The organism is Streptomyces sp. NPDC006711 (genome assembly GCF_042869775.1).
Classification (GTDB): Bacteria; Actinomycetota; Actinomycetes; order Streptomycetales; family Streptomycetaceae; genus Streptomyces.
The window spans coordinates 150992-175648 of record NZ_JBIAGO010000013.1; the positions used below are offsets into that span (position 1 = coordinate 150992).

23 protein-coding genes are annotated in these 24657 nt (G+C 72.0%); 9 read left to right on the forward strand and 14 right to left on the reverse strand.

Going from position 1 to position 24657, the window contains the following annotated elements; translation table 11 throughout:
• Window positions 1-172 precede the first annotated feature (172 nt).
• From ACFYM2_RS24395 to ACFYM2_RS24430, 8 genes are all read right to left on the reverse strand, one after another.
• The gene (locus ACFYM2_RS24395) at window positions 173-1885 is read right to left on the reverse strand and encodes a dipeptide ABC transporter ATP-binding protein (RefSeq protein ID WP_388839024.1); all 1713 of its coding nucleotides are present in this window, start codon (window positions 1883-1885) and stop codon (window positions 173-175) included.
• Window positions 1882-2889 (reverse strand): ABC transporter permease, encoded by a 1008-nt coding sequence (locus tag ACFYM2_RS24400; RefSeq protein ID WP_388839027.1) that lies wholly within the window; start codon window positions 2887-2889, stop codon window positions 1882-1884. The genes ACFYM2_RS24395 and ACFYM2_RS24400 overlap by 4 nt, the downstream gene beginning before the upstream one ends.
• On the reverse strand, window positions 2886-3869 hold the full coding sequence (locus ACFYM2_RS24405; protein WP_388839030.1) for an ABC transporter permease: 984 nt from the start codon (window positions 3867-3869) through the stop codon (window positions 2886-2888). The genes ACFYM2_RS24400 and ACFYM2_RS24405 overlap by 4 nt, the downstream gene beginning before the upstream one ends.
• Before the next feature lie 2 nt (window positions 3870-3871).
• The gene (locus tag ACFYM2_RS24410; RefSeq protein WP_388839033.1) at window positions 3872-5602 is read right to left on the reverse strand and encodes an ABC transporter substrate-binding protein; all 1731 of its coding nucleotides are present in this window, start codon (window positions 5600-5602) and stop codon (window positions 3872-3874) included.
• A gap of 178 nt (window positions 5603-5780) precedes the next feature.
• On the reverse strand, window positions 5781-5876 hold the full coding sequence (locus tag ACFYM2_RS24415) for an Ms4533A family Cys-rich leader peptide (RefSeq protein WP_358998619.1): 96 nt from the start codon (window positions 5874-5876) through the stop codon (window positions 5781-5783).
• 89 nt (window positions 5877-5965) lie between these two features.
• Complete coding sequence (locus tag ACFYM2_RS24420) at window positions 5966-7486, reverse strand: DUF3152 domain-containing protein (RefSeq protein WP_388839035.1); 1521 nt, start codon at window positions 7484-7486, stop codon at window positions 5966-5968.
• A gap of 8 nt (window positions 7487-7494) precedes the next feature.
• Window positions 7495-8490, reverse strand: a complete 996-nt coding sequence (locus ACFYM2_RS24425; RefSeq protein WP_388839038.1) for an alpha/beta fold hydrolase — start codon at window positions 8488-8490, stop codon at window positions 7495-7497.
• Window positions 8491-8634: 144 nt separating this feature from the next.
• Entirely contained in the window at window positions 8635-8859 is a 225-nt protein-coding gene (locus tag ACFYM2_RS24430) for a hypothetical protein (protein WP_358998628.1), read from the reverse strand.
• 324 nt (window positions 8860-9183) lie between these two features.
• Here ACFYM2_RS24430 and ACFYM2_RS24435 point away from each other — a divergent pair, with 324 nt between their 5' ends.
• The 4 genes from ACFYM2_RS24435 to ACFYM2_RS24450 all read left to right on the forward strand — a co-directional run bounded on the left by ACFYM2_RS24435 (window position 9184) and on the right by ACFYM2_RS24450 (window position 11076).
• Window positions 9184-9411 carry a hypothetical protein gene (locus tag ACFYM2_RS24435; RefSeq protein WP_350232522.1) on the forward strand — a complete coding sequence of 76 codons (228 nt, stop codon included), beginning with the start codon at window positions 9184-9186 and terminating at the stop codon, window positions 9409-9411.
• Window positions 9412-9556: 145 nt separating this feature from the next.
• On the forward strand, window positions 9557-10198 hold the full coding sequence (locus ACFYM2_RS24440; RefSeq protein WP_328309922.1) for a TetR/AcrR family transcriptional regulator: 642 nt from the start codon (window positions 9557-9559) through the stop codon (window positions 10196-10198).
• A 141-nt stretch (window positions 10199-10339) separates the two neighbouring features.
• Entirely contained in the window at window positions 10340-10567 is a 228-nt protein-coding gene (locus ACFYM2_RS24445; RefSeq protein ID WP_358998632.1) for a DUF3107 domain-containing protein, read from the forward strand.
• 245 nt (window positions 10568-10812) lie between these two features.
• Complete coding sequence (locus ACFYM2_RS24450) at window positions 10813-11076, forward strand: hypothetical protein (RefSeq protein ID WP_358998635.1); 264 nt, start codon at window positions 10813-10815, stop codon at window positions 11074-11076.
• Between the two features lie 15 nt (window positions 11077-11091).
• Here ACFYM2_RS24450 and ACFYM2_RS24455 read toward each other — a convergent pair whose 3' ends face one another.
• Window positions 11092-11853 carry a ferritin-like fold-containing protein gene (locus tag ACFYM2_RS24455; protein WP_350232518.1) on the reverse strand — a complete coding sequence of 254 codons (762 nt, stop codon included), beginning with the start codon at window positions 11851-11853 and terminating at the stop codon, window positions 11092-11094.
• A gap of 308 nt (window positions 11854-12161) precedes the next feature.
• Between ACFYM2_RS24455 and ACFYM2_RS24460 the strand changes: the two genes are divergently transcribed.
• Both ACFYM2_RS24460 and ACFYM2_RS24465 read left to right on the forward strand, forming a co-directional pair.
• Complete coding sequence (locus ACFYM2_RS24460; protein ID WP_388839099.1) at window positions 12162-14762, forward strand: DEAD/DEAH box helicase; 2601 nt, start codon at window positions 12162-12164, stop codon at window positions 14760-14762.
• Window positions 14763-14925: 163 nt separating this feature from the next.
• Window positions 14926-15789 carry an alpha/beta fold hydrolase gene (locus ACFYM2_RS24465; protein ID WP_388839041.1) on the forward strand — a complete coding sequence of 288 codons (864 nt, stop codon included), beginning with the start codon at window positions 14926-14928 and terminating at the stop codon, window positions 15787-15789.
• Between the two features lie 502 nt (window positions 15790-16291).
• Here the strand turns inward: ACFYM2_RS24465 and ACFYM2_RS24470 are convergent.
• Window positions 16292-17212: an NYN domain-containing protein gene (locus ACFYM2_RS24470; RefSeq protein WP_388456500.1), complete on the reverse strand. Its 921-nt coding sequence runs from the start codon at window positions 17210-17212 to the stop codon at window positions 16292-16294.
• Window positions 17213-17487: 275 nt separating this feature from the next.
• Here ACFYM2_RS24470 and ACFYM2_RS24475 point away from each other — a divergent pair, with 275 nt between their 5' ends.
• Entirely contained in the window at window positions 17488-17640 is a 153-nt protein-coding gene (locus ACFYM2_RS24475) for a hypothetical protein (RefSeq protein ID WP_350232515.1), read from the forward strand.
• A gap of 139 nt (window positions 17641-17779) precedes the next feature.
• Here ACFYM2_RS24475 and ACFYM2_RS24480 read toward each other — a convergent pair whose 3' ends face one another.
• From ACFYM2_RS24480 to ACFYM2_RS24490, 3 genes are all read right to left on the reverse strand, one after another.
• Window positions 17780-18385, reverse strand: a complete 606-nt coding sequence (locus ACFYM2_RS24480; protein ID WP_350232514.1) for a MarC family protein — start codon at window positions 18383-18385, stop codon at window positions 17780-17782.
• A 150-nt stretch (window positions 18386-18535) separates the two neighbouring features.
• A complete protein-coding gene (locus tag ACFYM2_RS24485) occupies window positions 18536-19405 on the reverse strand; it encodes a PHP domain-containing protein (protein ID WP_388839044.1) in 870 nt (289 codons plus the stop codon).
• Window positions 19406-19556: 151 nt separating this feature from the next.
• Entirely contained in the window at window positions 19557-20195 is a 639-nt protein-coding gene (locus ACFYM2_RS24490) for a DUF6758 family protein (protein WP_350232512.1), read from the reverse strand.
• Between the two features lie 225 nt (window positions 20196-20420).
• On the opposite strand from ACFYM2_RS24490, the gene ACFYM2_RS24495 reads away from it, so the two are divergent.
• Entirely contained in the window at window positions 20421-21656 is a 1236-nt protein-coding gene (locus tag ACFYM2_RS24495) for an MFS transporter (RefSeq protein WP_388839047.1), read from the forward strand.
• A 667-nt stretch (window positions 21657-22323) separates the two neighbouring features.
• Here the strand turns inward: ACFYM2_RS24495 and ACFYM2_RS24500 are convergent.
• Window positions 22324-22908 (reverse strand): suppressor of fused domain protein, encoded by a 585-nt coding sequence (locus ACFYM2_RS24500; protein WP_358998650.1) that lies wholly within the window; start codon window positions 22906-22908, stop codon window positions 22324-22326.
• Window positions 22909-23409: 501 nt separating this feature from the next.
• Between ACFYM2_RS24500 and ACFYM2_RS24505 the strand changes: the two genes are divergently transcribed.
• The gene (locus tag ACFYM2_RS24505; protein WP_388456507.1) at window positions 23410-24612 is read left to right on the forward strand and encodes a magnesium and cobalt transport protein CorA; all 1203 of its coding nucleotides are present in this window, start codon (window positions 23410-23412) and stop codon (window positions 24610-24612) included.
• The last annotated feature ends 45 nt before the right edge of the window (window positions 24613-24657 follow it).

Here is a 24657-nt window from a genome sequence, read left to right on the forward strand (position 1 = left end):
ACCGGTGGGGCCCCCCCCGGTACCGCGGTGGGGGGGGGCCGGGGTGGGCCTGGGGGGGGGGGGGGGGAAAACACGGGGGGGGGGGGGGGGGGGGGCGCGGGGGGGTGGCCCGCCCCGCCACCGGAAGGGGTGAATGCACGTAACTTTCTCAACCCGGCGGCGTTCGGTCGCGCTAAGGGACGCGTCGCTCACTCTCGGCTACGCCACGGGCGTCCTTGGGCGGCGACGGGTGACGGGCGGCACGGCGGGCGGCGGCCGCCGCGGGGTCCAAGGAGGGGACGGCCGCAAGCAGCTCCCGGGTGTACGGGTCCTTCGGCGCCCGGTACACCGCGTCCACCGCGCCCTCCTCCATGATCCGGCCCCGGCGCATCACCGCCACCCGGTCGCTGACCTGCCGCACGACGGCGAGGTCGTGGGCGACGAAGACCAGCGCGAGACCGAGTTCGCGCTGCAACTCGGCGAGCAGAGCGACGACTTGGGCCTGAGTGGTGACGTCGAGGGCCGACACGGGCTCGTCGCAGACGATCAGTTCCGGCTCGGCGGCCAGGGCCCGTGCGATACCGACGCGTTGACGCTGTCCGCCACTGAACTCGTGCGGATAGGCGTCATAGCGGTCCGGGTCGAGTCCGACGCGGGTCAGGAGCTCGGCGACGCGCGCGCGGATCCGGGAATGGTCGCGTTCACCGGCGGCGCGGAGCGGGTCGGCCACGGATTCGCCGACGGAGCGCCGGGGATTGAGGGAGGAGAGGGGGTCCTGGAAGACCATCTGCGCGGAGCCGGTACGGGTGATGTGCCCGGCGCCGGGTTCGAGCAGGCCCACGAGCATGCGGCCCAGCGTGGTCTTGCCGCTTCCGCTCTCCCCGACGATGCCGAGCGTCTCGCCCCGGTGGACCCGCAGGCTGACGTCGTCGACGGCCGTGAACGCGGCGCGTCCCCGGCCGAAGGTCCGGCTGACCCCGACGGCCTCGATAACGGGCCTGCCACCGGCGGCGAAGGGCCGCACCCGGCCCCCGGCGGCGCCGGCCGTGGAGGGGCTTTCAGCGCGTGGGGCGTCGGAGGACGAGCGCCCTTCGGGTACGGACGGAGCCCGGGGCGGGGCCCCGGCGGGACGCAGCCTCGGGACCGCCGACAGCAGCGCCTTGGTGTAGGGCTCTTTCGGAGCGGCGAGGACCGCGCCCACCTGGCCCCGCTCCACCTCCCTGCCCCGCCGCATCACCAGGACCTCCTCCACGCTCTCGGCCGCAACCCCCACGTCATGGGTGACCAGCAGCAGCCCGAGGCCCGTCTCGCGGCGCAGGTCGTGCAGAAGATCCAGGATCTGCGCCTGGACGGTCACATCGAGCGCCGTCGTCGGCTCGTCCGCGATCAGCAGACGCGGCTCGCACGCGAGCGCCATCGCGATGAGCGCCCGCTGCCGCATCCCGCCGCTGAACTCGTGCGGCCGCGAGCGTGACCTGCGTGCCGCGTCCGGGATGCCGACCCGGTCCAGGACGGAGACGGCCCGGGCCCGGGCAGCCCGCCGCGAGCCGCCCTTGTGCACCCGGTACACCTCGGCGATCTGATCCCCGATCGCGTAGTACGGGTCGAGCGAGGACAGCGGGTCCTGGAACACCATGGCCGCCAAGCCCCCGCGCAGAGCCCGGAGTTCGGCGTCGGTGGCCGACATCACGTCCACCCCGGCCACCCGGACCGAGCCGGTGACCCGCGCCCCCGTGCCCCGGTGGAGGCCGAGCAGGGCGTACGCCGACGCGCTCTTGCCCGAACCGGATTCACCGACGACCCCCAGCGCCGCGCCCGGCCCGAGCGTGAAGGAGAGGCCGTCCACGGCCCGTACCTCGCCGAACGAGATGCCGAGACCGGCCACCTCCACCAGCGGCTCGGTCATGACAGCACCACCCTTCGATCCGCCATCGCGTACAGGACGTCCGCGACCGCGTTGGCAAGCACCACGAAGAATCCGGTGGTCAGAGTCACGCCGACCACCACGGGCAGGTCGACCGTGCGCACCGACTCCACGAGTTGGCGCCCGATGCCGGGGATGCCGAACAGTGACTCGGTGAGCACCGCGCCGCCGAACATCGTGCCGACGTCGAGCGCGCTGAGCGCGATGACCGGGGCGAGGGCACCGCGCAGCGCGTGGCGCCCGACGATCGCCCGTTCGGTGAGCCCGTACGCCCGGAACGTCCGCACGTGGTCCTCGGCGAGCGTTTCCAGCATGGAACTCCGGGTCAGCCGCGCGTACTTGGCCGATTCGATCAGCGCCAGCGAGAACCACGGAAGGAGCAGGCCCCAGAACCACTGCTCGGGGTTGTCCGTGAACGGCACGTACTGCGGGAACGGCAACCACTGCAAGGTGGAGCAGAAGACGATGATCAGCAGCAGGCCGATGACGAACACCGGGGTGGACGTGCCGGCCAGGGTCAGCCAGGTGAGCAGCCGCTCCAGGGCTCCCCCGCGCTTCCACGCGGACAGCGCCCCGGCGCCGACCCCGATGAGCAGCCACAGCGCGAACGCGCCGGCCACCAGCGAGCCGGTCACCGGGAGCTTGGCGATGATGAGGCCGGTGACCTGCTGGTCGGTGCGGTAGGACTGGCCGAGGCAGGGCGCGGAGCAGTGCAGCGCTCCCGTACCCGTGGGGAAGTCACGGCCGGCGAAGATGCCCTGGACGAAGTGGGCGTATTGCAGGTACAGCGGGTCGCTCAGGCCCAGCTTGTCGTGGACCAGGGCCACTTGTGTCGGAGAGCAGCGTGCGCCGCAGACGATCTGGGCGACGTTGCCGGGGGCCACGTAGAAGACCGCGTACACGATGACCGAGAGGGCGACGAGCACGAGGACGGCTCCGGCGATCCGTCGCAGCGCGAATCCGGTGAGTCCGGTGGAGTACGTCACCGTGCCTCCTCCTCGCGGGACGTGTCCGTGCCGGCGCGCAGGCGCTGGGCCGCCCTCGGGTCGAGGGCCGTGCGCACTCCCTCGCCGAGCACCGTCAGGCAGAGGACGGTGGCGAAGAGCAGTCCGGCCGGCAGGAGCAGATAGGTCGGGGCCGCCTGGTACCAGGTGTTGGCGTCGGTGAGCATCTGGCCCCAGGACGGCGTGGGCGGCTTGATGCCGACGCCGAGGAAGGACAGCGCCGCCTCGGCCACGATATTGCCGGGGACGAGCAGCACGGCGTACGTGATGACGGGCGCGGCCAGCGCGGGGAGCAGTTCGCGGCGGGCGATCGCCCAGGTGCCCCAGCCGCTGAGCCGGGCCGCCGAGACGTGGTCGAGGCCCTTGAGGGCGAGGGCGCCCGCCCGGACGATCTTCGAGATGCCGATCCAGCCGAGCCCGGCGATGAACAGGGTGATCAGCACGGGACGCGGGATCGAGGCGGGGGCCACGGCGAGCAGGCCGAGGGTGATGACGAGCCCGGGCAGGGCGGCTCCCACGTCGCTGACGCGGCTGACGATCCGGTCGGCCCAGCCTCCGCCGAGCGCGGCGAACAGGCCGAGCCCGACGCCGAGCGCGACCTGGACGAGGGTGGCGACGAAGGCGACGCCGAGTGAGACGCGGGCGCCGTAGACGATCCGGGCGAACAGGTCGCGGCCGGTCCCCGGTTCGACACCGAGCCAGTGCTCGCCGCTCACCCCGCCGAACGGGCCGATGGGCACGCCGCCGCTCGCCGAGTCGACGAGGGCGGGGTGGTAGGTGTTGGGGTCCTGACCTTCGCACCAGGTGAGCAGGGGCGCGGCGATCGCGACCACGACGAGCAGGGCGAAGACGGCGGCGGCGACGGTGACCGCGCGCTGGGCGCGCAGCCGCCGCCACAGGAGACGGCCGCCGGGTGCGGGCGCGCCGGCGCCCGCCCGGGGGGCCAACAGAGCTTGGGACATGGCTACTTGACCGCCACCTGTGAGATGTCGAGCACGCCGGTCCAGTCGCTGATGACGACGTTCTTGACGTCCTTGCCGACGATCCGCTTGTAGACCGGGTGGAACAGCGGTACGACCAGGGCCTGTTCGCCGATCTTCTTGTCGAGCGCTCCCCAGCGCGGTGCGGCGGCGGCCGGGTCGGTCAGCTTGTTGATCTCGTCGATCTCGTTGTTGACGGCGGGGTCGTCCAGAAGACCGGTGTTGAAGTTGGCCCCGTCCTTGACGATCTGGCGGCCGTCGAAGACCGGCGCGAGGAACGGCCCGCCGGAGGGCCAGTCGGCACCCCAGCCGCGCAGGAAGAAGCCGGGCTCCTTGGCCACGCTGGCGACGGTGTCGTCGTAGTCGTTGTTTTCGAGCCCCTGGAGCTTGACGGTGATGCCGGCCTTCTTCAGGGCGTCCTGGAGGGCGGTGGCGACGTCGGGCCCATCGGCCCTGCCCTTGGCGTTGGCGTGGGTGAGCGTGACGGTGAGCCCGTCGGGGTGGCCCGCCTCCTTCAGCAGCTCCCTCGCCTTGGCCGCGTTGCCCGAGGGGCCGGCCGGGAACGGGTCGTAGGGGGTGTACCCGAACGCTTTCTGGTTGGGCAGGAAGGTGGTGGCGGGCTCGGCGAGCGAGGATCCGCCCACCGCGTTGACGGCGGAGCCGCGGTCGACGGCGTACGCGATGGCCTGGCGGACCTTGGGGTCGTCGAACGGCTTCACCTTCGGGTTGAACGCGATGTAGACGGTGTAGCCGAAGTGCCCCGTGCCGACCCGCCCGGCGAGCCGTTCGTCGCCGGCGACCTTGGCGAGTTCGGCCGGACCCAGGTCGGCGTCGGCGGTGACGGCGGCGGCGTCCGCGCCCTGTGAGGCGGAGAGCCGCTGGTTGATGACGGCCCGGTCGAGACCGGAGCGTACGTCGATGGTGTCGGGGTAGGCCTTGCGCTCGGTGTCGGTGGCCTCGGACCAGTGGGGGTTGCGCTCCAGGACCAGGCGCTCGCCGTCGTTCTCGTTCCTGGCCACCCTGTAGGGGCCCGAGGAGACGGGGTGCTCCTCGTACTTGGTGCCGTCGTCCTTGGCCCTGGGGACGGGCGCGAACTGCGTCTGGGTGGCGAGGAAGGGGAACTCGCCCTCGGGCTTGTTCAAGTGGAACACGATGGTCTTGGCGTCGGGCGTCTCGATGGAGCCGAGGCCCTTGCCGCCGTCCTTGTAGGGACCTTCGTACGCGGCGCCGCCGACGAGCCAGTCCCTCAAGTACGGTGCTCCGCCCGAGAGTTCGGCGGCGAAGGAGCGCTCGATGCCGTACTTGATGTCAGCGGTGGTGATCGGACTGCCGTCCTCGTACGTGAGGCCGTCCTTGAGCGTGTACGTCCACACGGTGGCGTCCGCGTTGGGCCGGCCGGTGTCGGTCGCGAGGTCGGGAACGACCTTCGTGCCCTCGGCGCCGTTCTCGCGGTTGCGGGTGGTCAGGGTGCGAAAGACGAGTGAGGGGATGTTGCCGCCGCCGGAGGTGTAGAGCCTGGCGGGGTCGAAATCGGTCTGTGCCTTGTTGTTGAGCACGCTGAGCGTCCCGCCCTTGTGGGGCGTACCGGACGCCGCCGACCCGGTGTTCGCGGCGTCGCCGCCCTCGGGGCCGCAGGCGACGGCGCCCATGGCGAGAACCACGGCCGTTGCGGCCGCTCTTACGACATTTCCCGACGAAATGGACGTGTAACGCATGGAGAAAGGAGACCTCTCGGTGACTGCCGGGCAGGCGGCGGACGCGGGAGACCGCAGCACTGAACCCGTACCGGAGGTGGGGAGGGGGTGGCTGCGCCCGCGTGCCAAGGCCGTGCGAAGGCACGGCGATGCCCGGGCGCAAAAGGGGAAAGGATGAGTCGACGCGCTCGGGACCGCGTCAGCTACAGAGGATGTCAGCCACGCTGTGCCCGGTCACGCCGATGAGCGCCAGCTCGATGGCGGCGCGTTCGGTGGTGGCGTGACGGTGCGACATGTCCAGAAATATGGACGAACGGCTGTTCTCCTGTCAATCGAGAACGAGACAGCCGTCCCACATACTGGACATGTCGCGCCGCGTCGGCGTCAACTCGTGGGATACACCCACGGGTTGGGCAGGCACTGGATCCCATTGAGGTCGAGGGTCTTGGTCTGCTGCTGCATCACGGGCGCGAGTGTGCCGGCCTTGCGGCAGCTCGTGTGGTCGTGGCCGAGCCGGTGACCGACCTCGTGGTTGATGAGCATCTGCCGGTACGTCAGCATCGCCTTCCCCCACCCGTACGTCTCCGAGCCCTGAGCCCAGCGGAACGCGTTGATCATCACGCGGTCGGTGGCGGCCGAGTCGCAGGAGACGTTGTCCTCGGTGGTGTCCAGACTCGACTTGGCACACCAGACCCCGGTGGTACCGGGGCTGGCCAGCGTGATCACGAAGTCCGGCTTGCCCGAGGAGACCCGTTCGAAGGTCATCTTCCCGGCGTGCGCCCAACTGCGGTCGTCGTTCAGGGTCTTCTGCACGGCCTCGGCGAACAGAGCGCCGTCCAGGCCGAGTCCCTTCTCGATGTCGACCCGGTAGCGGTACTTGATCCCCTTGCCCGGCGCGGGGTCGGCCCCCGGCACCGGCTCGAACTCGCCGAAGCCCTTGAGGTTCGCGTCGAGGGGGAACTGTTCGGCCATCTTCTGGTCGTACGTCTGCGCCGCCGGCGCCACCTGGGGCGTGGACCGGCCGCTGCCACGGGAGGCCGAGCCGTCGTCCGCCCGGCCCTTGTCACTCGCCGACTGGCTCGCGACCTCGTGCTTGCCGCCGTCGGACGTGACCTGCCCGGCGACGACGACCGCGAGCACGGTGGTCACCGCGGCGGCCGCGATCCCGGTGAACGTCCGCCCCTTGGAGACCTTGGAGCCCGCCGGGTCCCTGGCGTCCCTGACGTCCCTGACGTCCCTGACGTCCCTGACGTCCTTGGCTGCCCCGGCTGCCCTGACGTCCTTGGACCCCTCGGATCCCTTGGCGTCCTTGTCCGTCCGGGAAGTCCCGGTCGCCCGGGAGGTGTTGTCCGTGGCGTCGGGCGCGGGCGTCCCGGGCTCACCCTTGGCGGGCGCGGGGATGCCCGCGGTGCGAGGGGCGCCGGTCGCGCCGGGACCGTCGAATGCCTCGGTGTAGGCGCGGCGCGGTCCCGGTATGCGGCCCGCGGCGCCCTGCTGGAGCGGGTACGGCCTCGCGTGCCGCTCGGGCTCTCCGCCCTCGTGGTGCTGGGGGTGTCCGCCGCGCACCTGCGGGGTGCCGAAGGCGGGCGTGCCGGTGGCGTGCTGCCGGTCCGGACCGTGGCGAGGGGCCGGCTCCTGGCGCGGCACCGCGTCCTGCGGCCGGGCCGGGTCGTGCGGCCACGCCGACTCGGTGCGCCGGGTTGGGTCCTGCGGCCGGGCCTGCTCCGGGTGGAGGGCCGCGTCCCTGGGCCAGGTCCCGCCGCCGTCACCGGGGCCGCCGTCCTGGGTGTCGCGTCTGCGCCGGCCGCCGGGCGGGGGGCCCGGCCGCTCCGCCGGCGGCGTCACGCGCGCCTCGGGTATCGGGTCCGCGCCGCTGGAGCCCTTGGGTCGGCTGTGTCGTCCCACGCCCCGGATCAGCTCCTGTTGTCTCGGTCGTCACGGCGGCCGGCGTCGCCGCCGCTCTCGTCGATCAGTTCCCGTACGGCCCTTGCGACCGTCTCGGGGTACTCCATCATCGCCACGTGCCCGGCGTCGGGCAGCGTGAGCAGACGCGCGTCACGGTAGGCGGCCGCCGCGCGCCGGGCCATCCGGTACGAGACCAGCTGGTCGCGCGCCCCGTACACGAGCAGCGTCGGCGCCAGCACCCGCTCCGCCTGCCGCCACAGCCCGTGCTGGCCGCCCAACGTGTAGGCGTCCACGATGCCACGGGCCGAGCGGGCCATCGCGTCCCAGAAATACGGTAGTTGAAGACGCCGCTCCATTTCACGCACGGCCACCTCGAACCCCTCGGGGCTCACCCGCGCCGGGTCGCCGTAGCAGAGCGCCATCATTCCGCGGGTGCGCTCCTCGGCGCTCCAGCCCCGGGTGAGCCGGGCGAACAGGGAGGCCACGCCGGGCAGCGCGACAAGCGCGGTCGGCCAGGCGCCGCGCTGGACGCGGATCTCCGGCAGCGCGGGCGAGATGAGCGTCAGGGTGCGCACCAGGTCGGGGCGCGCGGCCGCGACGCGGGTCGCGACGGCGCCGCCGAGCGAGTTGCCGATGAGGTGCACCGGGCCCCGGTCCGAGGAGTCGAGCAGGCGGATCACGGCGCGGGCGTGCCCGGTGAGCGAGTAGTTGCCGTCGTCGGGCGGCGGGGAGTCGCCGAAGCCGGGCAGGTCGACCGCCTCGCCGTCGAGCCGGTCGGCGAGCAGCGGCATCAGCGCCGACCAGTTCCGCGACGAACCGCCGAGCCCGTGGACGTACAGCGCCGGTTCGGGACCGGTGCCGCTCGCGGGCCGGGACCTGATCGCCAGGGTGAGCCCCGGCAGGCTCACCGAGCGCAGCTCTTCGCCCTCGGCGGCCCCGACCGGGCTCACCCGTGGCGCCAGGGCGGCAGCGGTGGGGGTTTGCGGCAACTCGGTCGAAGACATGCGGCAAATGCTTCTCTCTGATGAATCGGCGCAGGTCAGGGACGTACGGTTATGCGTTCGTGATGATCCTACTATCCGACCCCGTTGACCTGGAGGGCGGTTGACGGTCCGGGGCGGGGCGCCGCGGGGACGCCGGGCGCCCCCTCAGGCGGCGGGGCGGCGCTGCCAGGCCGGTTCGTCCTCACGCAGTTCGTCGCGGCGCTGAAGGACGTACGCGAAGAACGCGGCCGGGTGCTCCTCGAACGCCGCTGACAGCACCTCGTGGTACTGAAGGGCGCCGTGCTCGATCTCGAATTCGCACTGGACGCACTGCCACCAGTCCCCCGCCCCGTGCGCGAGCTGGGCGGCGCAGCGTGGGCAGCGGGTCATCCCGGTTGGGACGTCCCGCAGGGATAGCAGATCCACCAGCCGTCTTGCGTCTTGGTCATCGCCTGGCCGCACTTCGTACAAGTCACGATCCGTTCCTCTCGCAGGAGTAGGGCCGGAGTATCACACCGGCGTCGGGCCCGACAGGGGGCGCGTGGGCGTATACGGATCGTTGGCCGCAGGGCGTTCACGCCGTCCGGCGGGAAACGGCTCGGCGCCGCGGAAGGGGCGGGCGGGATGCGGGGGGATGTAGCGGCTCGCGCGGGGAACTCCTAGGCTCGTAAGGAAGCCCCCGAATCACTCGAAGTGGACGAAAAGGGAGCAGTCATGCCGGTCGATCCCAGCGATCCGGAAACTTTCCAGGAAGAGTCCGTCGACACCGCCACCGCCGAGCTGTCCGAGGAGACCCCCGAGGCGGACGCGGCCGAACAGCGCACGGACGTACGACCCAGCCACGACGACCCGCTGACCGGCGTCGACCCGGCCGCCGCCAACGAGGCGGACGCCGTCGAACAGGCCCGGGTGGTCGCCCTCGACGAGGACGACTACCGGTGATGTGTGCCGGTTCCTCCCCGTACCTCCGGCTACCCAGCGCGTCCGGTCCGTGAAATTCTGCGTTCGCACCGCGCACAGCCGGGTTACCCAAAAGTACGATGGCGGCGCGCGTGCATCGCGCACCAGAACAACTTTGGGAGGCGGCGTGACAGCCATCGAGCAGACCGAGGCGGCGCGCCCGCGAGGCACGCGCCTGCCGCGCCGGGCCCGCCGCAATCAGCTCCTGGGCGCGGCCCAGGAGGTTTTCGTCGCGCAGGGCTACCACGCGGCCGCCATGGACGACATCGCGGAGCGCGCCGGCGTCTCCAAGCCGGTGCTCTACCAGCACTTCCCCGGCAAACTGGAGCTGTACCTGGCCCTGCTCGACCAGCACTGCGAGTCCCTGCTCCACGCGGTCCGCACCGCGCTCGCGTCGACCTCGGACAACAAGCTCCGCGTCGCCGCGACGATGGACGCCTACTTCGCGTACGTCGAGGACGAGGGCGGCGCGTTCCGCCTCGTCTTCGAGTCGGACCTGACCAACGAGCCCGCCGTGCGCGAGCGCGTGGACCGGGTCAGCCTCCAGTGCGCGGAAGCGATCTCGGACGTCATCGCCGAGGACACCGGCCTGTCCAAGGACGAGTCGATGCTGCTCGCCGTGGGTCTCGGCGGGGTCTCGCAAGTGGTCGCCCGTTACTGGCTCTCCAGCGAGTCGACCATCCCGCGCGACAAGGCCGTCACGCTGCTCACCTCGCTGGCCTGGCGCGGTATCGCCGGCTTCCCGCTGCACGGCACCGAGGGCCACTGAGCGGCCGTCGCGCGGTCATTCCTGGATTCTGTTCGCTCCTGGCGTTCAGCGACCGGCCATTTCCGGTCGCCTCTCCGGGCTAATGTGTGCAGCGTACGGCGCGGCTGACCGCGCACCGCACGAGGTCGGAGGGACATAGCCGTGGAGGTCAAGATCGGTGTGCAGCACGCGCCCCGGGAGATCGTTCTGGAGAGCGGGCAGACCGCCGCGGAGGTCGAGAGCGCGGTAGCCGACGCCCTCGCCGGCAAGGCGCAGTTGCTCAGCCTCACGGACGACAAGGGCCGCAGGGTCCTGGTGCCGGCCGACAAGATCGCATACGTGGAGATCGGCGAGCCTTCGGTCCGCCGCGTGGGCTTCGGCGCGCTGTAGCAGGCGTCATCGTCGAAGGGGCGCCGCCAGGGAGATCTGGCGGCGCCCCTTCGTCGTGTCCGGCGTCTCTGCCGGGTGGACCGCCCGGTCCGCCGCGTCCAGCAGGTCCGGGAAGCCGAGGCACGCCAGGGCGCCCGGGATCGCGCGGCTTGCTTCCTCCCGGTGAGGGGAGGGTTGCGTTCCGCGAGGCTCGGGTAGGACGGCTGTGACCTGTTCCGCCCTGCACACCCTGGGAGGCGACGCACATGCTTCTGGAAGCCCTCGGCTCCGTCCTGCTGGGATTCGCGCTCGCGTGGGCGGCCGCGGCCCGGCTGTCCCACCGGCTTCCCGACCGCCGCGTCGTGCTGGGCGCGGGCCCGCTCGCGGGTCTCTTCGGCGCCTTCCTGACCCACTCGGCGGTCGGCCCCGGCCATGGGATCACGACGGTACTCGGCGCCGTCTTCGTCGCGGCCGTCCTGCTCTCGCTACTGCTGCGCCCCACGCGCCGCCTGCGCCGCTCGGCGGCGTAGGCGGCACCAGCAAACCTACGCGGCGAGCCCCAGCGCGGCCATCCGCTTGGTGTGGGCCTTGGTGATCCGGGTGAACATCTCGCCCACCGCAGCGAGGTCGAAGCCCGCGGCCACCCCGTCCACGCCGCCGACCAGCATCGTGGAGAGCGCGTCGCGCTCGGCGACCACCCGCTGGGCCTGCGAAAGCGCCTCGCCCATCAGGCGACGCGCCCACAGCGCGAGTCGTCCGCCGACGCGCGGGTCCGCCTCGATGGCCGCCCGCACCTTCTCCACCGCGAAGTTGCCGTGCCCGGTGTCGTCGAGCACCGCGAGCACCAGGGAGCGGGTGTCGGAGTCCAGGTGGCTGGCGACCTCGCGGTAGAAGTCGCTCGCGATCGAGTCGCCCACGTACGCCTTGACCAGGCCCTCCAGCCAGTCCGACGGCGCGGTCTGGTGGTGGAAGTCGTCCAGCGCCTTGGCGAAGGGCTCCATCGCGGCCGTCGGCTCGGTGTCGATCTCCGCGAGCCGGTTGCGCAGACGCTCGAAGTGCAGGAACTCCGCGGACGCCATCTTCGCCAGCTCCGCCTTGTCCGCCAGGGACGGCGCGAGCTTCGCGTCGTCGGCGAGCCGCTCGAAGGCCGCGAGCTCGCCGTAGGCGAGGGCGCCGAGGAGGTCCACCACCGCCGCGCGGTACTGGGGCACCGCGGAGGCCGTCGCCCAGTCCTGGGCGGCGATACCGGTGCGCTCGGGCTCCGGGGTGATTTCTTCGGCCGTAGTGGCGTTGTCAGACGTCTCCATAAGCCGCACAATAGCCCGCCCGGGGCACCCTGTAAGGGCCTACTCGATCACACCGGTCGCACCCGTCCCGCGAATTCTCCCGACACACATGCGCGAATCCGGGGTACAGTGGTAATGCGCCTGCCGAGTATTCGACGGGCCGCACGAATGAGGATGCCCGGTCGGTTGCTCCGGTCGGCTCCGACCCGACAGCCCTCCGCGGGGCACGTTCCCCCACGTGCCACCCAAGAGGGATCCCTCAGCGGCACGAGCGCTTGAGCGACGGCAGTGGTCCCGCGCCACCCGGCACCCCGACCGAACCCGGTCGAATTCTTCCCGCCGGACGACATGGGCACGGTACGACCCGCCGCGTTCGCCTCCGTACCGCGTCTCACAGAAGAGGCAGCACCCTGACTACGTTCCGAGAGCTCGGGATCCTTCCCGAGACCGCCGAAGCCCTTGAAGCCGTGGGCATCGTGTCCCCGTTCCCCATCCAGGAGCTCACGCTCCCCGTCGCGCTCTCCGGCGCCGACATCATCGGCCAGGCCAAGACCGGCACCGGCAAGACGCTGGGCTTCGGCCTCCCGCTCCTGGAACGGGTCATCGTCCCCGCCGACGTGGAGGCGGGCCGGGCCACGGCCGACAAGCTCACCAACGCGCCGCAGGCCCTCGTCGTCGTGCCGACGCGCGAGCTGTGCCAGCAGGTGACCAACGACCTCCTGACCGCCGGCAAGGTGCGCAATGTGCGCGTGCTGGCGATCTACGGCGGCCGGGCGTACGAGCCCCAGGTCGAGGCCCTGAAGAAGGGCGTCGACGTGATCGTCGGCACCCCGGGCCGTCTGCTCGACCTCGCAGGCCAGAAGAAGCTCGACCTCTCCCACGTCAAGGCGCTCGTCCTGGACGAGGCCGACGAAATGCTCGACCTCGGCTTCCTGCCGGACGTCGAGAAGATCATCCAGCACCTGCCGCCGAAGCGTCAGACGATGCTGTTCTCCGCGACCATGCCGGGCGCCGTCATCGGCCTCGCCCGCCGCTACATGTCGCAGCCCACGCACATCCGCGCCACGTCGCCGGACGACGAGGGCACGACGGTCGCCAACACCGAGCAGTTCGTCTACCGCGCCCACTCCATGGACAAGCCGGAGATGGTCGCGCGCATCCTCCAGGCCGAGGGCCGCGGACTCGCGATGATCTTCTGCCGCACCAAGCGCACCGCCGCCGACATCGCCGAGCAGCTGGCCAAGCGCGGCTTCGCCTCCGGCGCGGTCCACGGCGACCTCGGCCAGGGCGCCCGCGAGCAGGCGCTGCGCGCCTTCCGCAACGGCAAGGTCGACGTGCTGGTCTGCACCGACGTGGCCGCGCGCGGCATCGACGTCGAGGGCGTCACGCACGTCATCAACTACCAGTCGCCCGAGGAGGAGAAGACCTACCTCCATCGCATCGGCCGCACCGGCCGCGCGGGCAAGAAGGGCATCGCGATCACGCTGGTGGACTGGGACGACATCCCTCGCTGGCAGCTGATCAACAAGGCGCTCGACCTGAAGTTCCCCGACCCGCCGGAGACGTACTCCACGTCGCCGCACCTGTTCGAGGAGCTGCGCATCCCGGCGGGCACCAAGGGCGTGCTGCCCCGGGGCGCCCGCACCCGCGCCGGGCTCGCCGCCGAAGAGGTCGAGGACCTGGGCGAGACCGGCGGCCGTGGCCGCAAGGCCGCCGCCGCTCCCGTCGTCACCGAGGAGCGCCCGGAGCGTACGCGTACGCCGCGTCAGCGCCGCCGCACCCGGGGCGGTACCTCGGGGACCGAGACCGTCGCGAGCGCGCCGGCGCCCGTCGCGGCCCCGGACGAGCCGGCCGTGACCGAGCCGCGTACGCCGCGCCGTCGTCGCCGTGCCCGCGTGGGCGCGCCGTCGGCCGCGCCGGTGGCCGCCGCTCAGGTCGTCGAGTCCGCACCGGCCGCCGTCGCGGTCACCGAGCCCGTCGCCGAGCCGGTGCGGGCCGAGCCCGCACCCGCGCAGGTCACGTCGCAGGTCAAGGCGCAGTCGCGTCGTCGTACGGCGCCGGTCGTCGAGGCCGTCGCCGCGTCGGTGGAGCCCAAGGCGCGCCGCCGTCGGGTGCGCAAGGCCGACCCGGACTCCGAGATCGGTTTCCTGACGCCGGAGTCCGCGGCCATCGAGCTGGCCCGGGCGGCGAAGGCCGCGGCCAACGCCGCGATGTCCGCCGTCGCCGAGGCGCCGGCCGCCGCGGTCGCGGTGGAGGAAGCCCCGGCGAAGCAGCGGCGTACGCGGACGAAGAAGGCCGCGGAAGCCGTGGTCGAGACGGTGGAGGCCGCTCCGGTGGCCGAGCCCGAAGCCCCGGCGAAGCCGCGCCGCACCCGCGCCAAGAAGGTTGCCGAAGCTGCGGTCGACACCGTCGAGGCCACCCCGGTGACCGAGGCGGAGACCCCGGCCAAGCCGCGCCGCACCCGCGCCAAGAAGGCAGTCACCGCCCCGGAGGCGATCGCCGAGACCGCCACCGAGGCCGAGGCCCCCGCCAAGCCCCGCCGCACGCGCAAGAAGGCCGAAGCCGCGGTCGACACCGTCGAAGCCGCCCCGGTGACCGAGACGGAAGCCCCGGCGAAGCCCCGCCGCACCCGCGCCAAGAAGGCTGCCGAAGCCGTGACCGAAACGGTCGAGGCCACCCCCGCAGCCGACACGGAGACCCCGGCCAAGCCCCGCCGCACCCGCGCCAAGAAGGCAGTCACCGCCCCCGAGGCGATCGTCGAGACCGCCACCGAGGCCGAGGCCGAGGCCCCCGCCAAGCCCCGCCGCACGCGCAAGAAGGCCGAAGCCGCGGTCGACACCGTCGAGGCCACCCCGGTGACCGAGACGGAAGCCCCGGCCAAGCCCCGCCGCACCCGCGCCAAGAAGACGGTGGCCGCCCCCGAGGCGTAATCACCCGCACCACGCGAACGGCCCGGTTTCCCCCGAGGGGGACCCGGGCCGTTCGCGTTGGGGGCGGGCGCGCCTGCCCCGGCGGGGGGGGCGCGGGGCCGGTGGCCGCGCTGACGGACGTCTGGGCCCCTGGGTCTCTGGGCTGGGCGGATACGCTCTACTCATGAGTAAGCCGCGCTCCCTCGACCTCCCGGCGCGTACGCGTGCGTACCGGCTCTCCACCCCGCGCCAGGAGTTCGCCGTACTCGATTCCCGGCCCGAGGGGCGGGCGCTCGCCACCGTGCTGCTCGTGCCCGGGTACACCGGGAGCAAGGAGGACTTCCTCGAACTCCTCGGTCCGATCGCGGACGCGGGGTACCGGGCGGTGGCGGTCGACGGGCGCGGCCAGTTCGAGAGCCCGGGGCCCCGCCGGACGTCCGCGTACACCCCGCGTGCTCTCGCCGGTGATGTGCTGGCGCAGGTCGCGGCGCTCGGCGACGGACCCGTGCACCTGGTCGGGCACTCCTTCGGGGGTTTCGTGGCCCGGTCGGCGGCGCGGCTCGATCCCTCCGCGGTCCGTTCGCTGACCCTGCTGTCCTCCGGGCCGGGACGGGTCGGTCCCGATCAGCGCACCAAGATCAGGATGCTGCGGGCGGCGCTGCCCGTGCTGCCGCCCTCGTGGGTGTGGGCGGTGACGCAGTGGCTCGACGGCCGCGATCCGGCGTACGTCGCCGACCCGCCGGAGATCGTGGCGTTCCTCGAACGGCGCTGGTTCCGTACGCAGCCCGCTCAACTCATCGCCGCTGGGCGGCAGTTGAGGATGGAGCCGGACCGTACGGTTGGGCTTGCGGGGTTGCCGTTGCCGTTGCACGTGGCGTACGGGGATGGGGAAATGGTGTGGTCGGTGGGGGAGTTGGCGCATCTGGCGCGGAGTGTGGGGGCGCGGCATACGGTCATCCGGGGCGCCGGCCACTCCCCCAACGTGTCCCACCCCGGTCAACTCACCTCAGCCCTGACCCACTTCTGGTCCACCACGCAACCCGCCTGACCCCGCCCCCCCACCAAACCCGGGCCCCGCGCAGTTCCCCGCGCCCCTAACAGGCCCACGCGCGGACCGTGCGTGGCTTGTCGCGCAGTTCCCCGCGCCCCCAACCAACCACCAGCCGCCCGCGCGATGCGTTGCCCGACTCCGCCCGATACGTTCACGCGCGGACCGTGCGTGGCCGATCGCGCAGTTCCCCGCGCCCCCAAGGGGCTCCCCGACCCAGCACCGAGCAGCACCAGCCCCGCCAGGGGCGCGAGGAACGGCGCGACAAGCCACCACCCACCCTCAGGCAACCGGCAACCATCACCCTCCCCCAAGGGGCGCGGGGAACTGCGCGACCAGCCACCACCCACCCTCAGGCAACCGGCAACCATCACCCTCCAAGGGGCGCGGGGAACTGCGCGGGAAGCCGTCACCCGCCCGCAGGCAACCGGCGGCCGCCACCCCCAGGGGCGCGGGGAACTGCGCGAAACGGGGGGCGCGCCCGCCAGGCAACCGGCGGGGGTCAGTACTGGGACTGGAGGTGCTGCCAGAACCCGTCCCGCAGCGCCCGCCGCAAATCCGCGTGCCCACGCAACGAGTACTGAAGCAACCGCTCCGCCTCGATGAGCAGGTCCTGGTCGACCGACCCGGGCAGATAGGGATGCCCGGGCAGCAGGTCGGCCAGCGCCGCCCGCCCCCGCTCGGAGAGCCACGTCGCCGCGATCCGCGCCCCGACGAACCGCACGTCCTCGCGGCCCGGCGCGGGCCCCTCCTGCTCGTACAGCGTGACCGGCCGCCGCGTGACGTACGGCTTGCAGAAGTCGAGGTCGAAGGTCCGCTGACTGTCGACCTCCCACAACAGCGGCTCCGCCTGGTTGCGCCCGTCCGCGGCCTCGATGCCCCACAGATGGACGCGCGCCCCGTACCCCTGCGCCGCCTCGACGGCCGAGACCAGATCCTCGTCCCCGCCGATCAGCGCCGCGTCGCTGATGGCGCGGTGCCTGGCCAGGGACTCCAGGTCGGAGCGGATCAGGGAGTCGACGCCCTTCTGCTGGTTGTTGGCGTTGAGGTTGCCGAGCCTGACCTTGACGTCGGGAAGCTCGGCGATCGACTGCTGCTCGGGCGTGTGGATGCGCCGGCGCGCGCCGTCGTACCAGTACACCCGCAGCAGCCGGCTGTCGGCGAAGATCGTGCGCGCCTTGTCGATGAACGCCTCGATCAGCCCCTCCGCGTCCAGATCGAAGGAGCGCCGGTCCTCGGTGCCGGTGACGAGGAGCCCGGCGGCCGCGTAGACGTACCCGGCGTCGACGAAGATCGCGTGCGTGGAGGGTGTTTTGGCGACCTCGGCGAGCATGCGCTGCAACAGCTCGTTGGCGCGGTCGAGCTTGCGGTCGAGGTCGGCGGCAATACCGAGGGGCACCTGGGGTACCTGGGAGTCGTCCATACGTTGTCCATTGTCGGCGCCGTGACGCACCGGGCACAACCGGGCACGTGCCGTCCCGCCTCGACCCCGTTCCTTAGCGATGCGAAAAATTTCTTTAGCGTAGGGAATGTTTGCTGGAGGCAACTCGTTGTCACCTATGGAACGCGTCGCACAGCAGCCACGCAATCCACTCTTAACGGGCGGGCAACCGCCCCGACGCCGCTCGCGGGCATCCTGAACAGCAGTTCCCGCACCAGTAGTTCTCCTAGCAGGAGGATCAGACGAAGGGAGAAGCCTTGCGCTTCGAAATCATGCGCCTGGACGATGTCGACGGAATCGCCGTCGACAGCACCGTCGTGGACGCCGCCTCCGTCAACCGGATCGTGCAGCAGGCCGCCGCCATGGGCCAGCGCATCTATATCCGCCCGGCCGAAGCCTCGGCCTCGTAACGCGTAGGAGCCGGCGCCCCCGCGAGCCAGAAGAACGGCTGCGGGCGCCGGAAGAGGAGAGCGCCCCCGTACACGGATGTACGGGGGCGCTTCGCGTGTCCGGGGCCGTCCGCGACGGCGGTGAGCCAGGCGCGCGGGCTCAGTAGGCGTGGATGACCTGCGTGACGCCATTGATGATCTGCTGCACCGCGAGCGCGGAGAGCATCATGCCGGCGAGCCGGGTCACGAGGACGACGCCGCCGTCCTTGATGACGCGGATGATCAGCAGCGAGTACCGCATCGTCACGTACAGGACGAGGTGGATGGCGATGATCGCGGCCCAGACCGAGACCTGGCCGGACACCGAGTCGTGGTTCTGGACGGCCAGGATCACCTGGACGATCGCGCCGGGCCCGGCGAGCAGCGGCATGCCCAGCGGTACGAGCGCGACGTTGACGTCCTTGGTCTGCTGGGGCTCGTCGGTCTTGCCGGTGAGCAGGTCGAGAGCGATCAGGAGCAGCAGCAGGCCGCCCGCGATCATCAGCGCGGGGATGTCGATGTGCAGATACGTCAGGATCTGGTGGCCGACGAGACCGAAGAGCGTGATCACTCCGAGCGCGACGGCGGCGGCCTGCCAGGCCATCCTGCGCTGGACCTTGCCGGCTCGGCCCGCGGTCAGCGCGAGGAAGATCGGCGTGATCCCCGGGGGATCCATGATGACGAACAGGGTGAGGAAGAGGGAGCCGAAGACGGCAGCGTCGAACACGGTGAGCCTTGCAAGTGAGGGATGTACATGAGGGGGCCGGCGCGCGGGCCGACCGGACCGGCCCCCGGAGCCGCACACGAGTCGGCCGGGGGTACCGGGAAGTGAGTACGGGGGTGGCGCCCCGGGGGTGCGGGGAGAGGCGGGCTCTCCCTACGGGCGCAGGTCTCCGCCCGCACCCGGCACGGGGAAGGCCCCCGTGGCGCGGCGGGTGATCTCGCCGTAGATCTCGGGGTCGGTGACGCACGCGCCGAGCCGTACGCTCTTGCGGCTGCCGTGGTAGTCGCTGGAGCCGGTGACGAGGAGCCCGAGGTCGTCCGCGAGGGCGCGCAGCCGGGCGCGGGTGGGCGCGTCGTGGTCGGTGTGGTCGACTTCGACGCCGTCGAGTCCGGCTGCCGCGAGCTCGGCTATCACCGATTCGGGTACGACCCGGCCGCGCTTGACGGCGAGCGGGTGCGCGAAGACGGTGACGCCGCCTGCGGCCTTGACCAGCCGGATCGCGTCGAACGGGTCGAGTTCGTGCTTGCCCACGTAGGCGCGGCCGCCGTCGGCGAGCCAGTCGGGCACGAAGGCGTCGGAGACGGAGCTGACGACGCCGAGTTCGACGAGGGTTTCGGCGACGTGGGGGCGGCCCACCGAGCCGTCGCCCGCGATGCGCGCGACCTGCTCCCAGGTGATCGGAACGCCGAGGTCGCGCAGTTTGGCGACCATGCCCTGGGCGCGCGGGATCCGGTCGTCGCGCACGAGCTCGCGCTCGCGGGAGAGCTCGGGCTCCTCGGGGTCGAAGAGGTAGGCCAGCATGTGCAGGCCTACGCCGTCGACGCGGCAGGACAGTTCGGCGCCGGTGACGAGCGTGAGGTCGAGGCCGGACAGCGCGGCGATGGCCTGCGCGTGGCCCCGGGTGGTGTCGTGGTCGGTCAGGGCGATCACGTCGAGCCCGGCGGCGGCCGCGTTGCGGACGAGCTCGGCCGGGGTGTCCGTACCGTCGGACGCCGTGGAGTGGGTGTGCAGATCGATGCGCACGACGCGTACTCCAGGGCATAAGGGGCGGATCAGGGGACAGTCAAGGATAACCGCCCGCCCGCGCCCCGCCGTCCGCTCGAACGCGCCCCCTCGTCCGCCCGCGCGCGGGCCGGTGCGGGGGTCGGTGCGGAGGTCGGTGCGGAGGCCGGCGTCAGGACAGGATGCGCGGGGTGAGGGCGCCGCACGGCAGCAGTTCGACCTCCGCGCCCGCGTCGCGCAGATCGGTCAGGACGAGTTCGTCGTACATGAGCAGCCCGGACTGCTCGGGCCACGCGATCGCCCACAGCCACAGGCCGCGCGCCTCGCCGGCGAAGACCGCGCGGTCGTCCGGGGTGCGGCTGACGTGCCAGAGCGGGGTGGGGCGGCCGGCGGCGAGCACCTTGGCATGCGGGGGCTTGTCGACGCTCATATAGGGGCCGGGGTCGGGGCCGTCGATGCCGGCGAACCGCGCGCCGAGCCCCACGCCCAGCTCCTCCGCGACCAGGATCAGCTCCCCCAGGCCGCCCAGGGGCCCCGGGCCCGAGCAGGCGACGGCGGTCGCGCGGCCGCCGCTGCGGTCGTCCCCCGCGTAACCGACGCCGGTGAACAGCCAGCCGACCGGGAGCGGCCAGGGCATCCACACCGGCACCTGGGACCGGCGCACGACGACTTCCAGGCCTTCGACGCTGGGCGGAAGCACCGGTTGCAGCGGGTGGACCGGGCCGTGGGCATCGCACTGCCAGGTATCGGCGAAGAGACCGGGCGCCCTGACCCGGCCTCCGCACTTCGGGCAACTGGGTTCGCCCCTCATAAGGTTCCACGCTCCTCCCCGGCCGTCGCCCCGTCAAGGACGATCACCCGTCCGGTGGGCCGGGGCCTGTCGCGAAGGACCGGACCGACGGGAGCGACCGGACCGGACCGGAAAAAGTAGTTTCATATTGCAGTCATTAGGTTGGCTAAGTTATCGTGTGCACTACGCAACGACCTTGTGGCCGTCCTCGATGCGGCCACCCTCCAACCGGAAGCGGGAGCAGCCATGCGGCAAGGGACGGACCCTCTCGACCAGGGCGCGGGAACCGGCGGCCTGCTGCGTCAGCCCAAGGCGGTCTGGGCGACGGCGGGCGCGTCTGTCGTCGCCTTCATGGGCATCGGCCTGGTCGACCCGATCCTGCCCTCCATCGCCAAGGGCCTGGACGCCACGCCCAGCCAGGTCTCCCTGCTCTTCACCTCGTACTTCCTGATCACCGCCGTGGCGATGCTGGTCACGGGGTTCGTGTCCAGCCGGATCGGCGGCAAGAAGACGCTACTCGTGGGTCTCGCCCTGGTCGTCGTCTTCGCCGCGCTCGCCGGTACGTCGAACTCGGTCGGCGAACTCGTCGGCTTCCGGGCCGGCTGGGGACTCGGCAACGCGCTCTTCGTGTCCACCGCGCTCGCCGTCATCGTGGGCGCGGCGGCCGGGGGCAGCGCGGCGGCGATCCTGCTCTACGAGTCCGCGCTCGGGCTCGGCATGGCGTGCGGGCCGCTGGTCGGGGCGGTCCTCGGCGACATGAAGTGGCGCTACCCCTTCTTCGGCACGGCCGCCCTCATGGCGATCGGCTTCCTCGCGATCACGGTGTTCCTGAAGGACCAGCCCAGGCCCGCGCGCAAGACGTCGCTGCTCGACCCGGTCAAGGCGCTGGGCCACGGCGGACTGGCCTCGGCGGCGGCGTCCGCCTTCTTCTACAACTACGCGTTCTTCACGGTGCTCGCCTTCACCCCGTTCGTCCTGAACATGTCGCCGTACAAGTCGGGCGGGGTGTTCTTCGCGTGGGGTGTGCTGCTCGCGGTGTTCTCGGTGCTCGTCGCGCCCCGGCTCCAGGAGCGGTTCGGCTCCCTGAAGGTGCTCGGCGGATCGCTGGTGCTGCTCGCGGCGGACCTGGTCGTGCTGGGGTACGGCAACCACGCCACGGCGGTGGCGGCGACGATCGCCTCCGGCGCGTTCATCGGGCTCAACAACACCGTGTACACCGAGTTGGCGCTCGGCGTCTCGGACGCGCCCCGGCCGGTGGCGAGCGCGGGCTACAACTTCGTCCGCTGGTTCGCCGCGGCGGCCGCGCCCTATCTGGCGCCGAAGATCGAGGAGTGGAGTGATCTGCACGTGCCGTTCGTGGTGGCGGCGGTTGCGGCGGTGGCCGGAGCGGTGATCGTTTGGGTGAGGCGGGGGGTGCTGGTGCGGGAGGTCGTCCATGGAGCGCCGGGCCGCGTGCGCTCGGCCAGCCCATCCGGGGTGTGACCACGCCGGCCCCTTCGCACCCCGGCCGCGGACCGCGTGGGTGGCCGGTGGCGCAGTTCCCCGCGCCCCTGGCGGGGTCGGTGCTGGCCCACCCGGCATACCTCAGCCCGTGCCGCTGACTGGTGCGGGCCTGCATGGGCATCCTCAGCCCGTCCGGCGTTTGAGGACGAGCGCCCTTCAGGCGCGAACGGGGTCTGGGGCAGAGCCCCAGGGACCCTGGCTGCGGACCGTGCGTGGCTGAGCGCGCAGTTCCCCGCGCCCCTGGCGGGGCTGGTGCTGGCCCACCTGGCATACCTCAGCCCGTGCCGCTGACTGGTGCGGGCCTGCATGGCATCCCCAGCCCGTCCGGCGTTTGAGGACGAGGCCGTTCAGGCCGAACGGGATCTGGGGCGGAGCCCCAGGGAGCCTGGCTGCGGACCGTGCGTGGCTGGTCGCGCAGTTCCCCGCGCCCCCGGCGGGGCTGGTGCTGGCCCACCCGGCATACCTCAGCCCGTCCGGCCATTGAGGACGAGGCCGTTCAGGCCGAACGGGGTCTGGGGCGGAGCCCCAGGGAGCTTGGCTGCGGGCCGTGGTCGCTTCTCGCGCAGTTCCCCGCGCCCCCGGCGGGGTCGGTGCTGGCCCGCATGGACATACCCAGCCCGTCCGGCATTGGAGGACGGTCGCGTGCTCAGTCCAGGCGGGTGGACTTGCGCAGCGGGTCGCGCAGGTCCGTGCCCTGGGCCAGCCAGCGCTCCTCCAGCGCCTTCGCCCCCCGCACCCGCTTCCACGCCGCCTCATTCGTGGTCATCGGCAGCAACGGCAGGAACCGGACCGGATCCATCGGCGCGTCGAGCTCCAGATCCTCCACCAGCCCCCCCGACTCGGCGACCAGCACCGAGGTGAAGGGCGCGCCCGGCCACAGCGCCTCCCCGGTGTCGAGCGAGGCACCCGGAGCCACCACCAGGCCCTCCACCTGCGGGGACGCCGCGAGCACGGCCAGCGCGCGGAGCACCTTGTCGGTGTCGGCGAGCCCGGACCGTACGGACAGGATCAGCTCGGCCCGGGGCCCCTTCACCGGGTCGGCGAGCGCCGACGTCGGGTCGGCCATCGGCTGCGCGGACATGCCCAGGGTCGCGTACCGGACGATGTCGCCCTCGGTGAACCGCAGCACCTCGATCCGGTCCGTGCCGAGAAAGGTGACCGCGGCGCGCGCGTCCGGCTCACCGAGCGCGGAGCGCAGCCGGGCTTCCACCAGAGCAAGAACATCAACCATGGGCCGAGCATAGAAGGCGTATGCAAGCGGCAAAGACGGGGCTTGACGTGACGGTGGGCTGATAGTCTTGGCCGCTGTTCGGGACAGCAGGAAGTTCCCCACGGGGGACCGGCTGGAGGAGGTGGGGCTGCGATGGATCGAAGTCGGCCTGGCAGTACCAACCGCTCTTCCGCGCGGCCGCGTTGTTCCCGATGATCTGAGTTCTCGGTGGGATCCGAGATCTTCTTTCCCCGGCCCCAGCGCCCGGAAACACCCCGGAAACACCCTGAGTCTCATGGCGTTTCGCCCAACGGAAGAGCACATCGCCTCGCCTTGTCCGTTTCAGTAGCGAACGCCGTCCGCGCGTGCCCCTGTGGTGCCGCCCGCTATGCGAACGTGTGCGATGGACGCCTTTTCCGGGGCACTTCGGCCCCGTGGTCTCCCTTCGCCGCAGCACGTCCTCATTCCGGGCAGTTCCAGAGCGTCACGCCCTGCGACGGCCCTCCGTGAAGGAGTCCTGCCATGTCGATGATCCGTGACCTGCGCGCCGTGGTCCGCCCCGCGCTGCGCAAGACCAGCGCGCCCTACAGCGGCGGCTACGACACCACCCGCGACCCGTCGGCGAGCAGCGCCGTCGTGGACTGCGCGGTCTACCGCGACGGGCGGCGCGTGCGGTCCCCGCAGTGCGTCCCCGCACCGTCCGGCGCGTCCGCCGCCTCCCCCGCCACCGCCTCCGCCTCCGCCTCCGCCTCCGCCGAGGAGATGGTGTGCCTGACGCCCCGTGAGGCCATGCGCCGCGTGCGTGAGGACGGGGGCTTCGCCTGGATCGGTCTGCACGAGCCGACGGAGGCCGAATTCGCCGGTATCGCGGCGGAGTTCGGGCTGCACCCGCTGGCCGTCGAGGACGCGGTCCACGCCCACCAGCGCCCGAAACTGGAGCGCTACGACGACACCCTCTTCACCGTCTTCAAGACGATCCACTACGTGGAGCACGCCGAGCTCACCGCGACCAGCGAGGTCGTGGAGACCGGCGAGGTGATGTGCTTCACGGGACGGGACTTCGTCATCACCGTCCGGCACGGCGGCCAGGGTTCGCTGCGCGCCCTGCGCACCCGCCTCCAGGGCGACCCGGAGCTGCTGGCCAAGGGCCCCTCCGCCGTGCTGCACGCCATCGCCGACCAGGTGGTCGACGGCTATCTGGCGGTCGTGGACGCCGTCCAGGACGACATCGACGAGGTCGAGATCGAGGTCTTCTCGGCGCCGGCCAAGGGCAGCCCGCGCGGCGTCGACCCCGGCCGGATCTACCAACTCAAGCGCGAGGTACTGGAGTTCAAGCGCGCGGTGTCACCGCTGCTGCGCCCGATGCAGCTCCTGAGCGAGCGCCCGATGCGCCTGGTCGACCCGGACATCCAGAAGTACTTCCGGGACGTGGCCGACCACCTCGCCCGCGTACAGGAGCAGGTCGTCGGCTTCGACGAGCTCCTGAACTCCATCCTCCAGGCCAACCTCGCGCAGGCCTCCGTCGCCCAGAACGAGGACATGCGCAAGATCACGTCCTGGGCGGCCATCATCGCCGTACCGACGATGGTGTGCGGCGTGTACGGGATGAACTTCGACCACATGCCGGAGCTGCACTGGAGGTACGGCTACCCGGTCTCGATGGGGCTCGTGGCCGTGGCCTGCTTCGTCATCCACCGCACCCTGAAGCGCAACGGCTGGCTCTGACGGCCCGTCCGGCCCCCGCCCGGGCCGGGGCCAGGGCCGCCGTAC

Bases quoted from the DNA above. Each gene is read 5' to 3' on its own strand.
- ACFYM2_RS24395 (WP_388839024.1), bottom strand. From the start codon at position 1,885: ATGACCGAGCCGCTGGTGGAGGTGGCCGGTCTCGGCATCTCGTTCGGC.
- ACFYM2_RS24405 (WP_388839030.1), bottom strand. From the start codon at position 3,869: ATGTCCCAAGCTCTGTTGGCCCCCCGGGCGGGCGCCGGCGCGCCCGCA.
- ACFYM2_RS24410 (WP_388839033.1), bottom strand. From the start codon at position 5,602: ATGCGTTACACGTCCATTTCGTCGGGAAATGTCGTAAGAGCGGCCGCA.
- ACFYM2_RS24415 (WP_358998619.1), bottom strand. From the start codon at position 5,876: ATGTCGCACCGTCACGCCACCACCGAACGCGCCGCCATCGAGCTGGCG.
- ACFYM2_RS24425 (WP_388839038.1), bottom strand. From the start codon at position 8,490: ATGTCTTCGACCGAGTTGCCGCAAACCCCCACCGCTGCCGCCCTGGCG.
- ACFYM2_RS24430 (WP_358998628.1), bottom strand. From the start codon at position 8,859: ATGACCCGCTGCCCACGCTGCGCCGCCCAGCTCGCGCACGGGGCGGGG.
- ACFYM2_RS24435 (WP_350232522.1), top strand. From the start codon at position 9,184: ATGCCGGTCGATCCCAGCGATCCGGAAACTTTCCAGGAAGAGTCCGTC.
- ACFYM2_RS24450 (WP_358998635.1), top strand. From the start codon at position 10,813: ATGCTTCTGGAAGCCCTCGGCTCCGTCCTGCTGGGATTCGCGCTCGCG.
- ACFYM2_RS24455 (WP_350232518.1), bottom strand. From the start codon at position 11,853: ATGGAGACGTCTGACAACGCCACTACGGCCGAAGAAATCACCCCGGAG.
- ACFYM2_RS24465 (WP_388839041.1), top strand. From the start codon at position 14,926: ATGAGTAAGCCGCGCTCCCTCGACCTCCCGGCGCGTACGCGTGCGTAC.
- ACFYM2_RS24470 (WP_388456500.1), bottom strand. From the start codon at position 17,212: ATGGACGACTCCCAGGTACCCCAGGTGCCCCTCGGTATTGCCGCCGAC.
- ACFYM2_RS24490 (WP_350232512.1), bottom strand. From the start codon at position 20,195: ATGAGGGGCGAACCCAGTTGCCCGAAGTGCGGAGGCCGGGTCAGGGCG.
- ACFYM2_RS24495 (WP_388839047.1), top strand. From the start codon at position 20,421: ATGCGGCAAGGGACGGACCCTCTCGACCAGGGCGCGGGAACCGGCGGC.
- ACFYM2_RS24500 (WP_358998650.1), bottom strand. From the start codon at position 22,908: ATGGTTGATGTTCTTGCTCTGGTGGAAGCCCGGCTGCGCTCCGCGCTC.
- ACFYM2_RS24505 (WP_388456507.1), top strand. From the start codon at position 23,410: ATGTCGATGATCCGTGACCTGCGCGCCGTGGTCCGCCCCGCGCTGCGC.